Source organism: Burkholderia sp. FW306-1C-G01B (assembly GCF_058781685.1).
On sequence record NZ_JBYSWZ010000002.1, the window covers coordinates 181,641 to 194,671 of the forward strand.

The 13,031-nt window shown below is 70.4% G+C and carries 14 protein-coding genes; 4 read left to right on the forward strand and 10 right to left on the reverse strand.

What is annotated here, in order from left to right:
* Positions 1–211 precede the first annotated feature (211 nt).
* From AC3WLY_RS05090 to AC3WLY_RS05105, 4 genes are all read left to right on the forward strand, one after another.
* Positions 212–610 (forward strand): winged helix-turn-helix domain-containing protein, encoded by a 399-nt coding sequence (locus AC3WLY_RS05090; RefSeq protein ID WP_175959562.1) that lies wholly within the window; start codon positions 212–214, stop codon positions 608–610.
* Positions 611–1,002: 392 nt separating this feature from the next.
* Positions 1,003–2,157, forward strand: a complete 1,155-nt coding sequence (gene sctQ, locus AC3WLY_RS05095; RefSeq protein WP_492308161.1) for a type III secretion system cytoplasmic ring protein SctQ — start codon at positions 1,003–1,005, stop codon at positions 2,155–2,157.
* A gap of 3 nt (positions 2,158–2,160) precedes the next feature.
* Positions 2,161–2,835, forward strand: a complete 675-nt coding sequence (gene sctR, locus AC3WLY_RS05100; RefSeq protein WP_034180501.1) for a type III secretion system export apparatus subunit SctR — start codon at positions 2,161–2,163, stop codon at positions 2,833–2,835.
* The gene (locus tag AC3WLY_RS05105) at positions 2,832–3,626 is read left to right on the forward strand and encodes a lytic transglycosylase domain-containing protein (RefSeq protein ID WP_425133366.1); all 795 of its coding nucleotides are present in this window, start codon (positions 2,832–2,834) and stop codon (positions 3,624–3,626) included. The genes sctR and AC3WLY_RS05105 overlap by 4 nt, the downstream gene beginning before the upstream one ends.
* A gap of 54 nt (positions 3,627–3,680) precedes the next feature.
* Here AC3WLY_RS05105 and asnB read toward each other — a convergent pair whose 3' ends face one another.
* The 10 genes from asnB to AC3WLY_RS05155 all read right to left on the reverse strand — a co-directional run bounded on the left by asnB (position 3,681) and on the right by AC3WLY_RS05155 (position 12,997).
* Positions 3,681–5,648, reverse strand: a complete 1,968-nt coding sequence (gene asnB, locus AC3WLY_RS05110) for an asparagine synthase (glutamine-hydrolyzing) (RefSeq protein ID WP_310132844.1) — start codon at positions 5,646–5,648, stop codon at positions 3,681–3,683.
* Positions 5,649–5,906: 258 nt separating this feature from the next.
* Positions 5,907–6,938, reverse strand: coding sequence for an EscU/YscU/HrcU family type III secretion system export apparatus switch protein (locus AC3WLY_RS05115; protein WP_310132841.1), 1,032 nt, complete (start codon positions 6,936–6,938; stop codon positions 5,907–5,909).
* Positions 6,939–6,956: 18 nt separating this feature from the next.
* Positions 6,957–7,766 (reverse strand): type III secretion system export apparatus subunit SctT, encoded by an 810-nt coding sequence (sctT, locus tag AC3WLY_RS05120; protein WP_310132838.1) that lies wholly within the window; start codon positions 7,764–7,766, stop codon positions 6,957–6,959.
* Positions 7,760–8,470 carry a hypothetical protein gene (locus AC3WLY_RS05125; protein ID WP_175959567.1) on the reverse strand — a complete coding sequence of 237 codons (711 nt, stop codon included), beginning with the start codon at positions 8,468–8,470 and terminating at the stop codon, positions 7,760–7,762. Before AC3WLY_RS05125 ends, sctT begins: the two co-directional genes overlap by 7 nt.
* Complete coding sequence (sctN, locus tag AC3WLY_RS05130) at positions 8,463–9,845, reverse strand: type III secretion system ATPase SctN (RefSeq protein ID WP_492308160.1); 1,383 nt, start codon at positions 9,843–9,845, stop codon at positions 8,463–8,465. The genes AC3WLY_RS05125 and sctN overlap by 8 nt, the downstream gene beginning before the upstream one ends.
* A complete protein-coding gene (sctL, locus tag AC3WLY_RS05135) occupies positions 9,842–10,471 on the reverse strand; it encodes a type III secretion system stator protein SctL (RefSeq protein WP_034180508.1) in 630 nt (209 codons plus the stop codon). The genes sctN and sctL overlap by 4 nt, the downstream gene beginning before the upstream one ends.
* Entirely contained in the window at positions 10,453–11,202 is a 750-nt protein-coding gene (locus tag AC3WLY_RS05140; RefSeq protein ID WP_425133367.1) for a SctK family type III secretion system sorting platform protein, read from the reverse strand. Before AC3WLY_RS05140 ends, sctL begins: the two co-directional genes overlap by 19 nt.
* On the reverse strand, positions 11,199–12,110 hold the full coding sequence (sctJ, locus tag AC3WLY_RS05145; protein ID WP_492308159.1) for a type III secretion system inner membrane ring lipoprotein SctJ: 912 nt from the start codon (positions 12,108–12,110) through the stop codon (positions 11,199–11,201). Before sctJ ends, AC3WLY_RS05140 begins: the two co-directional genes overlap by 4 nt.
* A 52-nt stretch (positions 12,111–12,162) precedes the next feature.
* Positions 12,163–12,636 (reverse strand): hypothetical protein, encoded by a 474-nt coding sequence (locus AC3WLY_RS05150; protein ID WP_492308158.1) that lies wholly within the window; start codon positions 12,634–12,636, stop codon positions 12,163–12,165.
* Positions 12,637–12,784: 148 nt separating this feature from the next.
* Positions 12,785–12,997 (reverse strand): hypothetical protein, encoded by a 213-nt coding sequence (locus AC3WLY_RS05155; protein WP_034180511.1) that lies wholly within the window; start codon positions 12,995–12,997, stop codon positions 12,785–12,787.
* Between the last annotated feature and the right edge of the window lie 34 nt (positions 12,998–13,031).

The window sequence follows — 13,031 nt, forward strand, 5'->3', positions numbered from 1 at the left end:
GCCCCCTCGATGCTACGTAACAATTCTTCAAAATTGCTCCGCCCGCTTCCGCACCCGCCCCGCGCCCCGCGTTAAAAATTCTTTTGAATTCAAGGCTCCACACCGCCTGCGCCCGGCACGCCCCCGTCGACACCTGACCTTCCGTCCCTTGGCCCGGAAGTTGCAGTACATGACCCGCAAAACACTCCTTTATGGACATGCGAGGGCCACCATGGATTGCAAATACCTGTACATCGACAACATAAAAATCAACTTCGTGCGCCGCACGATCGAAATCGACAACAAGGTCATTGACGTTACGCCGCGCGAATTCGACGTCGTCGAATTCCTGCTCGACAACATGAACAAGGTCGTGCCGCGGCAGGCAATCCAGGAAGCCGTATGGGGCCGGGAGCTCGCCGTGTCGTCGCGCACGCTCGATACCCATATCTCGCGGATCCGCTCGAAACTGCAGCTCGAGCACGACAAGAACCTGCGGATCATCCCGATCTATGCGGTCGGCTATCGCCTCGTGCTGTTCGGTGCGGCAATGACGCACGTCGAGCGCCACGATGCGGCGCCGATCCTGCGTGCCGCGCCGCCGGCCGTGATGGCCGCCGACTACGCCTGACGATTCACCCGCTCGCCGCCCGCTCGCGGCGCGCCAGCAACACTCCCCCCACCGCGCTGTGCTGGTTTGCAGCGCTTCGCGTCCCGCCAGCCGGATGCGGCCTGCACGCCGCCCGGCCCGCCAGCCAGTCGCGACCCGACCGCCGCCTCCGGGCGGCGGTTGCTTTTGGCCGCCCGCCGCCGCGCATCGCGCTGCGCGGCATTCCACCGCGCGGCGTCACGCTTCGTAGCGCCCCGCGCTCCCCGCCGCCGCGCGACGCACGCGACTACGGATTCCGGCGCGGCACGCAGCCATGGCCGTCCCTACAATCGACGCAGCAGCCGCGTGCCCGTCCGCGCCACCGGCCCCATAACAACCCGTCGAACCGACGCCGAATCCGCCCCGATCCCGCCGTGCCTGCGCAGTTCCTGACGAATGCCGACGCCGGCGACGCCGCGAACCGGGCCATGCCCGCCGCTTCCGTGCCGCCCGCCGCTGCGCCGGCCGCGGTCGCGCTCGACGCGTCGCCCTACCTGCCGCGCCTGTCCGCCGCCGCCGCGCGCGGGCTGTCGCACGCATACTGCGCGACCGGCGCCGTTCCGGTCACGCTCGGCGAGCATGCGTACGAGGTGCGCTGGCGCATCGATGCCGAGCCGGCCGCGGATGCGCACGCCTATCGCTTCGTCGTCGGCCCGGCCACCGGCACGCTATGGATCGATCCGGTCGCGGAAACGGAATGGCTCGGCGACGCGGCCGACCCGGCCGTGCCGGCCGTGATCCGCGCGGCGCTGCTCGCCGACCTGTGCGCGCCGCTCACGGCCGTGCTGCAGGCCGCGACGCGGCAGCGCGTGGAACTGCTGCCGCCGCCCGCGAGCGCGCCCGCCTGGCGCGCAGCACCGGCCGCGCTGCGCTTCGAGCTGCGGCGCGCCGACGGCGCATGGCGCTGCCACGGCGCACTGCTGTTCGACGCGCCCGATGCGCTGGCCGTGTTCTTCGCGGCCGCGCCGGCCGCGCTCGCCGACACGCGCGCGGCCTACGCGAACCTGCCCGTGCCGCTCGTGTTCGAGATCGGCCGCACCGAGCTGACGACGGCCGAACTGGCCGATGTCGTCGGCGGCGACATCATCGCGATCGAGCGCTGGCAGGCGCACGAGCAGAACCTGCTGTGCGTCGCGCGGTTGCCCGCCGCGCCAGCGTGGGAGATCACCGGACGGCCGTCGGGCAACCGGCTGACCGTCGAACGAATCAGGGAGATGCCTTTGGAACCGACCCGCACCGACACCGCGCCCGCGACGGCGCACGACGCGCCGCCCGCCGATGCGCCGCGCACGCTCGACGGCCTCGCGGTCGACCTGCGCTTCGAGCTGCCGCCCACGTCGATGCCGCTCGGCGAGTTGAGCGCGCTGCAGCCGGGCGCCGTGATCGAACTGCAGCAAGGAATCAACCAGAGCGTGATCCATCTGGTCGCGAACGGGATGCTGATCGGCACCGGCCACCTGATTGCAGTCGGCCAGAAACTCGGCGTGCGTGTCGTCACGCTGACGCAACCCGCGCCGCGCGAGCGCTGAGCGATGGGCAACCTGCCGAATCCGGTCGCGCTGATCGCGGTGATCGCCGCGCTCGGCATCGCGCCGTTCGCGGCGCTGATGGTGACGAGCTATACGAAGCTCGTGGTCGTGCTCGGCCTCTTGCGCTCCGCGCTCGGGATCCAGCAGGTGCCGCCGAACCTCGTGCTGAACGGCATCGCGCTGATCCTGTCGCTGTTCATCATGGCGCCCGTCGGGATGTCGATCCGCGACGCGCTGCAGGCGCGCCACTTCGACGCATCGGGGCAGCTGTCGACCGCCGACGTCGGCGCGCTCGCCGATGCCGCGCTGCCGCCGATCAAGGATTTCCTCGTGTCGCATACGCGGCAGCGCGACCGCGAATTCTTCGTGCGCACCGCGACGTCGGTCTGGCCGAAGAACCGCGCGGACGGCATCAAGGACGACGACCTGCTCGTGCTGGTGCCGAGCTTCACGCTCGCCGAACTGACGAAGGCATTCCAGATCGGTTTCGTGATCTATATCGTGTTCATCGTCGTCGACCTGCTGGTCGCGAACATCCTGCTCGCGCTCGGGATGCAGATGATCTCGCCGACGACGATCTCGGTGCCGTTCAAGCTGCTGCTGTTCGTCGCACTCGACGGCTGGTCGCTGCTCGTGCACGGGCTCGTGCTGTCGTACCGCGTGGCGGGCGCGGGATGAATGCGCGCGGCCTGCGAACCGCCGCCGCGCACCTGTGCGCGCTGGTCGGGCTGCTCGTGCCCGCATTCGCCGGAATGCAGCCGCACATCGCGCATGCGGCCAGCGGCGCGGGCTTCGCGCAACTCGCTCGCGCGTGTGCGCCGAACGTCGATCCCGACACGCTCGCCGCGCTCGTGCGCACCGAGTCTGGCTTCAATCCGTATGCGATCGGCGTGGTCGGCGGCCACCTGGCGCGCCAGCCCGCGTCGCTCGACGAGGCGCGCGCGACCGCGCGCGAGCTTGCGTCGCGCGGCTTCAGCTACAGCGTCGGCCTCGCTCAGGTGAACGAACGAAATTTCACGAAATACGGGCTCGACGAAGCGACGATGTTCGAGCCGTGCCGCAACCTGCGGGCCGGCGGCGCGATCCTGACCGAATGCTTCGCGCGCTCGTCGGGCACCGGCCGCGCCGCGCAGGCCGCATTGCGCGCGGCGCTGTCGTGCTACTACAGCGGCAACTTCACGACCGGTTTCTCGAGCGGCTACGTGAGCCGCGTCGTCGCGAGCGCGCAGCGCAACGCGCGCGAAGGCGGCGTCGAACCGATTCCGGTCGTGAGCGACACGCCGCCGCCCGAGCGCCGCCGGCGTATGGACGCGGCCGCCACCACGCCGCCCGAACGCGCGCGGCGGCTGGCGTCGCCCGCCGCGTCCGCCGATGCGCCTTCGTGTCACGCGCGCCCGGTGGTGATGATGTGCCGCGGGCTGCCGGCGAACCAGGCGAAGCGGCTGTGCGTGCGGTGTCTCGACCAGTGAACGGGTGAGGCGCGGGCGAACCCGCCGACCGTCGCCGGCAAGTCGAACGCCGCGTCACCCCGCCCGCTGCGCCTCCAGCCACGCCTGGAACATCAGCACCGTCCACAACTGATGCTGCCAGTTCATCCGGCCCGTCTGATGCTGCCGCCACAAACGCTCGACCGCGGCCGCATCGAAGAAACCCTCTTCGCGCAACCGCGACGGCCGCAGCAGCGCCTCGGCCCAGTCGCGCAGCGAGCCGCGCAGCCAGTGATCGACGGGCGCACAGAAGCCCTGCTTCGGCCGGTCGATCAGCGCCGACGGCACGTACTGGTCGAGCAGCCGGCGCAGCAGCGCCTTCGACTGCCCTTCCGGCAAACGCACCGACGCCGGCACGCGCCACGCGAATTCGACGACGTGATGGTCGAGGAACGGCATGCGCGTCTCGAGGCTCACGGCCATCGCCGCGCGGTCGACCTTCGCGAGAATGTCGGTCGGCAAATACGTGAGCGTATCGATCGCCATCGCCTGCTCGGCGAAGCTCAGGTGCGCGGGCCACGCGGACACCGTGTCGAGCGGCGTCGGCGGCTCCTGTCCCGACAGCGCAATGCGCTCGGGATGATGCACCGACGACATCAGCAGCCGGTACAGGCCGATGCGGCTCTCGGCCGTCATCACATGGCCGAGCTTGTGCAGGCGGTCGCCGATGCGCGCCGCCGATTCGCGCGCCTCCACGCCGCCCCATGCGCCCTGCGCGACGGCCGCGAGCTGGTCCGCATGATCGGGCCGCAGCGCATGCAGCGCGGCGGCGATCCGCGCGCGCACGGCGGCCGGCACGCGATGCAGCTTGCGCCACAGGCGCGGCGTCAGGAAGTAGCGCGTATAGCCGCCGAACAGCTCGTCGCCGCCGTCGCCGGACAGGCTCACCTTCACATGCCGGCGCGTCAGCTCCGACACGAGAAAGGTCGGGATCTGCGATGCATCGGCGAACGGCTCGTCGTAGATCGACGGCAGCTTCGGCACGACGCCGAGCGCATGGTCGGCCGTCACGTAAAGCTCGGTATGCCGCGTGCCGAGATGGCGCGCGACGGCCTTCGCGTAACCGGCTTCGTCGTAGCCGGCTTCATGAAAGCCGATCGTAAACGTGTCGACCGGCGTCGCCGATTGCGCCTGCATCAGCGCGACGATCGCCGACGAATCGACGCCGCCCGACAGGAACGCGCCGAGCGGCACGTCGGCTTCCATCTGCCGCGCGACGGCCTGGCGCAGGATCGCGTCGAGCTGGCCGACGGCCTCGTCGGCACTGCCCTCGAACGGCTGCTCGCGGCCGCTCTCGATCGCCTGTTCGAGCGTCCAGTACGCGCGCACGCGCGGCGTGTCGCGCGCATGCTCGAACTGGATGTACGTGCCGGGCGGCAGCTTGCGGATGCCGCGATAGATCGTGTACGGCGCGGGCACGCTCGACTGGCGCAGATACAGGCACAGCGCGTCGCGGTCGACCGTGCCGTCGAAGCCCGGATAGCCGCGCAGCGCCTTCAGCTCCGACGCGAACACGAGCGCGTCGCCGATCCGGCCGTAGTAGAGCGGCTTCTCGCCGATCCGGTCGCGCGCGAGCGTCAGCACCCGCGATGCGCGATTCCACAGCGCGAACGCGAACATGCCGGTCGCGCGCCGCAGCGTCGCCTCGACACCCCACGCGACGATCGCCGCGATCAGCACCTCGCTGTCGGAGTGGCCGCGCCACGCCGGCGCGCGACCCGCGCGCTCGAGCTCGGCACGCAGTTCGCGATGGTTGTAGATTTCGCCGTTGAAGACCATGACGTAGCGGCCGCACGCGGACGCCATCGGCTGCCGGCCATGCACCGACAGGTCGACGATCGCCAGCCGCCGGTGGCCGAGCGCGATGCCGGCTTCCGGATCGACCCAGATCCCCTGCCCGTCCGGCCCGCGATGCGCGAGGCTCGCCGTCATCCGCGCGAGCGTGCCGCGCGCTGTCTCCTCATCGATGGCGACGGTATTCAGAAAGCCGTCGATTCCACACATGTGATTTGTCTGCCCCTGTTGACTTGTTCCGTCACGCGCGGCGCAACCTCGCGGCCCGCCATCAGGCGTGACGGTCGAGCCATATTACGAAGAAATAATTCAGCAATAATTCACTGGTGAATTCGGGCTGCGGCCGGAAAAAAAACGGAGTCAAGCGCCGCGCGCGCATGACCACGCAAAGGGCCATATCGAAATGGAGCGATTGGCCACGCCGGTTCGCTGACCGGAAAAAGGGGGATATGCCCGCCGCCGCGTGCGTCAGACAGCGCCGGTCGCCCATTTCAGCAACTGCGCGACCTCGCGGAAATGCTGCTGCTGGATCGTGCCGTTCTCGGGTGTCGTCTCGTACAGCGCCTGCGCGAGCCCGACGTTCGCAAGCGTCGGGCGCAGCGCGTCGCGCGCGAGCCGCACGATCCGCTCGGCCGCCTCGCCTTCGCCGCGCGCGAGCACCCACGGCAGCGTGCCGATCCCGCCGTAATAGAGCGCGACCGCGACGCGCGGCGAATAGACGACCACCGACGCGAAACCGATCCGGTCCGGCAGCGACGCGAACTGCGCTTCGCGCGCGAGCTGCCGGCGCTTCGCCTCGATGTGCGGGTCGCCCTCGTCCTCCTTGTGCTCGCGTCGCACTTCGTCGATCGACATCTTCATCTTCTGGTTGAACTCGTGCCGCTGATGCACGATGTCGATCAGCGCCATCACGATGTAGATCAGCGCGGCCCAGCCGAACAGCAGCATCAGCAGCTTCACGATCAGCGCGAGGATCGATATCGGCCGCGTGAAACCCGACTGCACCGACGGGTCGAGCGACTCGACGATCAGCCAGCCGAGCGTCGCGGCGAGCAGCACCGTCTTCAGCAGCATCTTCGCGAGATTGACGAGGTTGCGCATCGACCACAGGTTCTTCAGCCCCTCGGCCGGATTGAGCCGCGACAGCTGCGGCATGAGGCGGCTCCACGCCATCACGCCGCCAACCTGCACGAAGCCCGCGAGCAGCCCGGCCAGCAGCCCGGCCGCGACGATCTGCGCGGACAGCGTCGCCCAGTCGCGCGCGGCGCCGTCGATCAGCACCGCGATCCGTGCGGACGGGTCGGCCGCGCCGACCGCGTCGAACACGAGCCGGAACAGCGACTGCAACCGCGCGAACAGCGCGCCGATTCCGACCGCGAGCGCGACGCATACGCCGACGAAGAACGCCGACGAAATCGTTTCCGCGCTCTTCGGCACATCGCCTTTCTCGCGCGCCTCGCGCAGGCGCTTCGCGGTCGGCTTCTGGTCCTTTTCGGCCATGTCGGCTCCGTCGCGCGCTCAGGCGCCGCCGTGCGCGGCGAACAGCGCGCGCAGCAGCGCCATCAGCCCGCTGTCGGGGCTCAGCAGCGAATGCAGCGCCGCGTACACCACCGGCAGGAACAGCACCATCATCAGCAGCGCGAGCGCGCTCTTCAGCGGCTGCGAGAACACGAAGATGTTGAGCTGCGGCACCGCGCGCCCGACGAGGCCGATGCCGAGCTCGACGAGCACCAGCACGATCGTCACCGGCGCGGCGAGCTTCACCATCCATTCGAAGATCGTGTCGGTCTGCCGCACGACGAAGGTCTGCAGCATCGACGAGAAATCGGGGCCGAGCGAGCCGATCGGCCACCACGCATACGACTGCGCGAACAGTTGCACGAGCACCTGCAGGCCGCCGGCCGTGACGAACAGCGCGATCGCGACGAAATTGAGGAAGCCCGAGGTCGGGCCGCCTTCGTGGCCGCCCATCGGATCGAAGAACGCGGCGCTGCCGCTGCCCGTCTGGAAGTCGATCAGGTAGCCGACGCCCTGGATCGCGAACAGCACCGCGCTGAACGCGCCCGCGAGCAGCATGCCGACCACCGCCTCCTTCGCGACGAGCAGGCACCACATCAGGAACGGCAGCGCAGCCACCTGCGCGGAGTCGATCGCCGGCGCGACGAACGCGGCGATCACGACGGCGATCCCGTTGCGCACGAGCCCCGTGATGATCTGCTCGTTGAACACCGGCACGACGAACATGATCGGCAACAGGCGCGGCATCACGTAGAGCAGCGGCCGCAGCGTGCCCGCGACGTCGTTGAAACCCGCGGCCTGGTCTAGCATCGGCGCTCCGCGGCGGAGGGCGGCTCGGGGTCGTCGGCCGGGGCGGCCGGGGTGGTTAAGGCGGTTGAAGCGGCTGCGTCGCTCATGTCGGTCACGTCGACCGAGCCGGCTTCCGCATCGGCCGGCCGGGCGGCCATCTCCGCGTCGAACGCGGCGGCCGCTTCCGGCTGCGCAGCCGCGTGGCCGGCCACGTCGCCCGCCGCGCCTGACCATACTCCGGCCGTCGCGAAGCGCCGCACCGCGTAGCCGTCCGCGACTTCGTCGGCATCGCGCTCGACCCGCGCGGCGCGCGCGTGCAGCGCCTTCTCGCCGGCCTTGTCGAGCTTGTCCTCGGCGGCCTTCGCCTTGCGCGCGGCGCGCTGCAGGTCGGCCAGCGTCGCCTCGTGGCCGCGATGCACGTGCGCGGCCTCGCTCACCGACGCGTTCGCGGTGCCGATGTGCCGGTCGAACGTGCGCGTATCGGCCGCCGCGTTCTGCAGCGCGCGCGCCTCGCGCACGTCGTCGGCAAGACGCGTCTGGATCGCGGCCTTCGCGGCCACCTGCTGCGCGAGCTGCGCGTGCGCGGCGTCGAGCGCGCGGCGGCTCTGCGCGGCGATGCCCTGCTGGCGCGCGGCCGCGACGCGCGCGATCTGGCTGCGCATCTCGCGCACGCGCTTCAGGCGCGCAAGCGTGGCGAGCACGAGGCGGTCGTCGGCTTCAGACATGATCGTTCGCCAGCTTCGTCAGCTTCGCGAGCAGCGCGTCGAAATGCACGTCCTCGTGCGACGCCTGCGCGCAGAACGCGCCGATCGCGTCGCGCGCGCGCAGCGCGAGATCGCCGAGCCGGTCGCTGCCTTCGCGATATTCGCCGATCTGCACCAGCAGTTCGATCTCCTGGTACTTCGCGATCAGCTCGCGCACGCGCGAGGCCGCCTGCTGGTGCGCGCGGCTCGCGACGAGCGGCATCACGCGCGACAGGCTCGCGAGCACGTCGATCGCCGGATAGCGGTTCGCGAGCGCGATCTTGCGCGACAGCACGATATGGCCGTCGAGGATCGAGCGCACTTCCTCGGCGATCGGGTCCGATTCCTCGTCGCCTTCGACGAGCACCGTGTAGAGCGCGGTGATCGACCCGTTCGCGCCCTGCCCCGCGCGTTCGAGCAGGCGCGGCAGCACCGCGAACGTCGACGGCGGGAAGCTGCGCCGCGTCGGCGGCTCGCCGCTCGCGAGGCCGACCTCGCGCTGCGCGCGCGCGAAGCGCGTCAGCGAATCGACCAGCAGCAGCACGCGCTTGCCCGCATCGCGGAAGTGCTCGGCAATCGCGGTCGCGACGAGTGCGGATTTCACGCGCTCCATCGCGGGACGATCGGACGTCGACACGACGACGATCGAACGCGCGCGCACCTCGGGCGACAGGCTGTGTTCGATGAATTCGCGCACCTCGCGGCCGCGTTCGCCGACCAGCGCGATCACGTTCACGTCGGCCTGCGCACCGCGCGCGATCATCCCGAGCAGCGTGCTCTTGCCGACGCCCGACGGCGCGAAGATGCCGACGCGCTGCCCGACGCCGAGCGTCATCAGCCCATCGATCACGCGCACGCCGGTCGGAAACGGCGTGTCGATCATCTGGCGCGCGAGCGGGTTCGGCGGGTCCTGCTGCGTCGACACCCACGCGGCGCCCGTCACCGGCCCGCGATCGTCGAGCGGCCGGCCGAGCCCGTCGAGCACGCGGCCGAACAGCCCTTCGCCCACCGGAAACACATGTTCGCGCCCGGACGGCACGACGGTCGTCTCCGGCGACAGCCCGGCCACGTCGCCGAGCGGCGTGAGCAGCGTCGTCTGCCGCGAAAACCCGACCACTTCGGCGAGCAGCGTCGGCTGGTTCGGCGTGCGAAGTTCGCAGATCTCGCCGAGCCGCGCGCGGATGCCCGTCGCGTTCAGGATTTGCCCGACCGCGTGATTGACGCGGCCCTGCACCGACACCGGCGAGAAAAACGCGAGCCCCGCGTCGAGTTCGCCGACGAGGCGGCCGCGATCGAACGGCGCGCCGTCGTCGTCGCCGCTGCCGAACGGCTGAGCATCGTCGAGCGGCGCGTTCATCGCGCGGCGCCCTTCAGCGCATCGCGGCGGATCGCCTGGCGCAGCGCGTCGATCTGCAGGTCGAGGCTCGCGTCGATGCGCCCGGACGGCGTCTCGACCGTGCACGCATGGCGTTCGAGTTGCGCATCCTCGACGATGCGAATCTTCTGCCGGTTCGATTGCCCCGCGAATGCACCGTCGAGCGCGTCGCGCATTTCGTCCTTGCGGCCAGGCGCGACATGCACGACCAGGAACGCCTCGTCGCGCACGAGCGGCGCGATCCGCGCCAGCGCGGCCTCGTACAGCTTCTGCGTGCTCATCTCGCCGACGATCGCGCGCACGGCCTTCACGACGATGTCGGCCATCGCGTCCTTCATCGTCTCCATCGTGCGCGCGGCCGCGAGCGCCTGCGTGTAGGCCTGCGCGGCCTGCTCGCGCTGCGCGCGGCGCATCCCTTCGTCGTAGCCGGCCGCCTGCCGCTTGTCGAATTCGCGCTGCGCGTCGGCGACGATGCGCGCGGCCTCGTCGTGCGCGGTCGCGATCACCGCGGACGCGTCGAGCAGCGCCGCGTATTCGCGCTCCTTGAGCACCTTGCGCTCCGACAGCAGTTGCAGGTTGTCGCTCGTGATCAGAAAAGCCAGTCCCATGACGCAAGCCTCTCGGGAATCAGAAACAGGAACAGCAATTCGCCGAACTGGTCGCGCTGCGCGCGGTTCAGCCAGTACGGCGCTTCGTCGTCGATCGCGCGGTTGAACTTCAGGCGCGCGCGCCGCGCGATCGCGTCGCCCGCCACGCCGATGAAATCCGCGAGCAGCCGTCCGCCGCGTGCGCGGATCACGACGGGCAGCGCGGCGGGATCCGCGCGCCACGGTTCGAGCGTGTCCGCGAGCGCGCCGAATTCCGGCGCGCGTTCGAGCGCGAGTTCCAGCGCGTCGCCGCCGAGCCGGGCCGCGACTTCCGCGCGGATGCGCCGCACGGTCAGCGCATCGCGCAGCCAGTTGCGATGCAGCAGCAGCCCGGCATACGACGCCAGTTGCTCGAGCGCCGCGCCCGGCAGCAGCGCGAGCCGCGCGCACGGGTTCGCGACGTCGAAGTCGTGCCGGTCGGCCACGCCGTGCGCGTCGAGCAGGTGCCGCGCGAGCAGCTTGCGGCCGGCCGCGCCGAACGCGTCCGGCGAGCGGTAGCGCGCGGGCCAGTCGGCCGGCACGCGCGTCACGTGCAGATAACGGTCGGGCCGCAGGTTGAAGTCGCAGACGAGCGCATGAAATGCGGCACGGCGCGCGGCGGGCGGCGGCGCGAGCGGCTGCAGCCACGGCAGCGGCGCCGTATCGGACGACGGGGCGGCCGCGTCACCCGGTGGTGCATGCGAATCGCTCATGCGCCGTCGCGCGCGCCGTCCGGCGTGCGCAGACCGCCGCCGGCCGGCTGCGCGGACGGCGGATGCCCGGACGCCGGCTGCGCGGACGCTCCGCCATTCGCCCCGCGCGGCGCGCCGAGCAGGCCGGCAAGCCGTGCGCCGAACATTCCGCGCCGCGCCGCCGACAGCGCGATCACCGCGCAGGTCAGCAGGATCAGCGCGAACACGAGCCAGCCGAGCGGCGAGCGCAGCCGCACGATATCGGTCACCGCGCTGCCGATCCCGTCCACGCGCGTTGCTTGCGCGGCGGCCGGCTGCAGGAACAGCGACACGTTGTCGTACTGCAGCCCTTCGATGCTGTGCGCGACGAGATCCTTGACCATCGGCGCCATCGCGCGCAGGTCGACGCCCGACCGATAGCGGATATACACGGCCGCCGACGACGGCTTGATCTTGTCCGCGAGCGGATCGTTCTCCGGAATCACGACCTGCACGCGCGCGACGACCACGCCCTCGATGTCCTGCAGCGTGCGCGACAGGTCCTGCGACACGCCGTACAGATAGCGCACGCGTTCCTCGGCCGGCGTCGACACGAGGCCCTGCTTCTGGAACAGCTCGCCGAGGCTCGCATAGCTCGGCTTCGGCAGCCCGTTCGCCTGCAATACCGTGAGCGCCGACTGCATGTCGCCGTCCGCGACGCTGACCAGCCAGGCGTTGCGGTCCGACGTGTCGCGCGCGTCGTTGTCCTTCGACGCGCTGATGCCCGCGTCGCCGAGCACCGCGACCATCTGGTTCGCATCGCGCTCCGACAGGCCCGAGTACAACTCCTTCTGGCACCCGGCCAACAGCACGAGCAGCCCCGCGAGCAGCGCGCGCGCCGCCCGGCTGCGCCACGCATGCGCGCGCGGCGTCGAATCGATCGTCGTCATCGTTTGTCCGCTTCAGGGTGCGTGAGGCCGAATCCGGCCTGCACGCACGCTTTCACTCCTGCGTCTTCAGCACGGTGTGCGTGAAGCCGTTCGCCGCCTGCGCGACCGACAGGCTCAACTGGTATTCCGAAATCGTGGTGGTCGCCGTCCACTGGAAGTCCATCGCCTTCACCATCGTCATCATCGGATCGCTGCGGCTGTCCGCCATCGACGTCAGCATTTCGCTGCGATGCTTGTCGATGTTCGCGTACCGCGTGTCGAGATCGTTGCCGTAGGTGCGCAACCGCTCGACGAGCGACGACTGGTTCGCCTGCGCGGGCGTCATCTGCACGGCCGGCGCCGCATCCGCCGGCGCGTGCGACATCGCGACGCCCGACGAAGACGACGCCGCCGGCGATGCGCCCGGCTGCATCAGCGCATCGAACTGGCGCACCTGCACCGGATCGGACGCCGAGCCCGTCTGCTGCACGGCACCCGCGAGCGCGGCCGCGCCCGGCGGCGCCGCGCCTACGCCTGTCACTGACATATCCATGCCCTCCTTGGTTGGCAGGCGCCGGACCGGATCGGTCGGGCCCGCCCGGAACAGGCCGGCCGGCACGCGCGCATCAGCGGCCGGGCGCCCTTCGCGGGCAGGCCCGGCGCGCGTCGGCACGCGGCGCGGCCGGCAACCGGCGTCATGCGCGGCCGGCCGAGCTCAGGTGTTGCGCAACCTGGGCGTTCGCCGTCCCCTCCTGCGCGGTCACTGCGTTGCTGGTTTCGAACGTCGCAGTCGACTGCTGGACCTGGAAGTTGATCTTCGTCAGTTCGAGCTGCGTCTTGGTCAGGTCGTCGGCCTGCTGCTGGACCTGGTTCGTGTTGGTTGCACCACCTGCGGCCTGGGTACCCATGTTTCGCTCCTTAACGTGAACTTCATCCACCTTC

Bases quoted from the DNA above. Each gene is read 5' to 3' on its own strand.
- AC3WLY_RS05090 (WP_175959562.1), top strand. From the start codon at position 212: ATGGATTGCAAATACCTGTACATCGACAACATAAAAATCAACTTCGTG.
- sctR (WP_034180501.1), top strand. From the start codon at position 2,161: ATGGGCAACCTGCCGAATCCGGTCGCGCTGATCGCGGTGATCGCCGCG.
- AC3WLY_RS05105 (WP_425133366.1), top strand. From the start codon at position 2,832: ATGAATGCGCGCGGCCTGCGAACCGCCGCCGCGCACCTGTGCGCGCTG.
- asnB (WP_310132844.1), bottom strand. From the start codon at position 5,648: ATGTGTGGAATCGACGGCTTTCTGAATACCGTCGCCATCGATGAGGAG.
- AC3WLY_RS05115 (WP_310132841.1), bottom strand. From the start codon at position 6,938: ATGGCCGAAAAGGACCAGAAGCCGACCGCGAAGCGCCTGCGCGAGGCG.
- sctT (WP_310132838.1), bottom strand. From the start codon at position 7,766: ATGCTAGACCAGGCCGCGGGTTTCAACGACGTCGCGGGCACGCTGCGG.
- AC3WLY_RS05125 (WP_175959567.1), bottom strand. From the start codon at position 8,470: ATGTCTGAAGCCGACGACCGCCTCGTGCTCGCCACGCTTGCGCGCCTG.
- sctN (WP_492308160.1), bottom strand. From the start codon at position 9,845: ATGAACGCGCCGCTCGACGATGCTCAGCCGTTCGGCAGCGGCGACGAC.
- sctL (WP_034180508.1), bottom strand. From the start codon at position 10,471: ATGGGACTGGCTTTTCTGATCACGAGCGACAACCTGCAACTGCTGTCG.
- AC3WLY_RS05140 (WP_425133367.1), bottom strand. From the start codon at position 11,202: ATGAGCGATTCGCATGCACCACCGGGTGACGCGGCCGCCCCGTCGTCC.
- sctJ (WP_492308159.1), bottom strand. From the start codon at position 12,110: ATGACGACGATCGATTCGACGCCGCGCGCGCATGCGTGGCGCAGCCGG.
- AC3WLY_RS05150 (WP_492308158.1), bottom strand. From the start codon at position 12,636: ATGTCAGTGACAGGCGTAGGCGCGGCGCCGCCGGGCGCGGCCGCGCTC.
- AC3WLY_RS05155 (WP_034180511.1), bottom strand. From the start codon at position 12,997: ATGGGTACCCAGGCCGCAGGTGGTGCAACCAACACGAACCAGGTCCAG.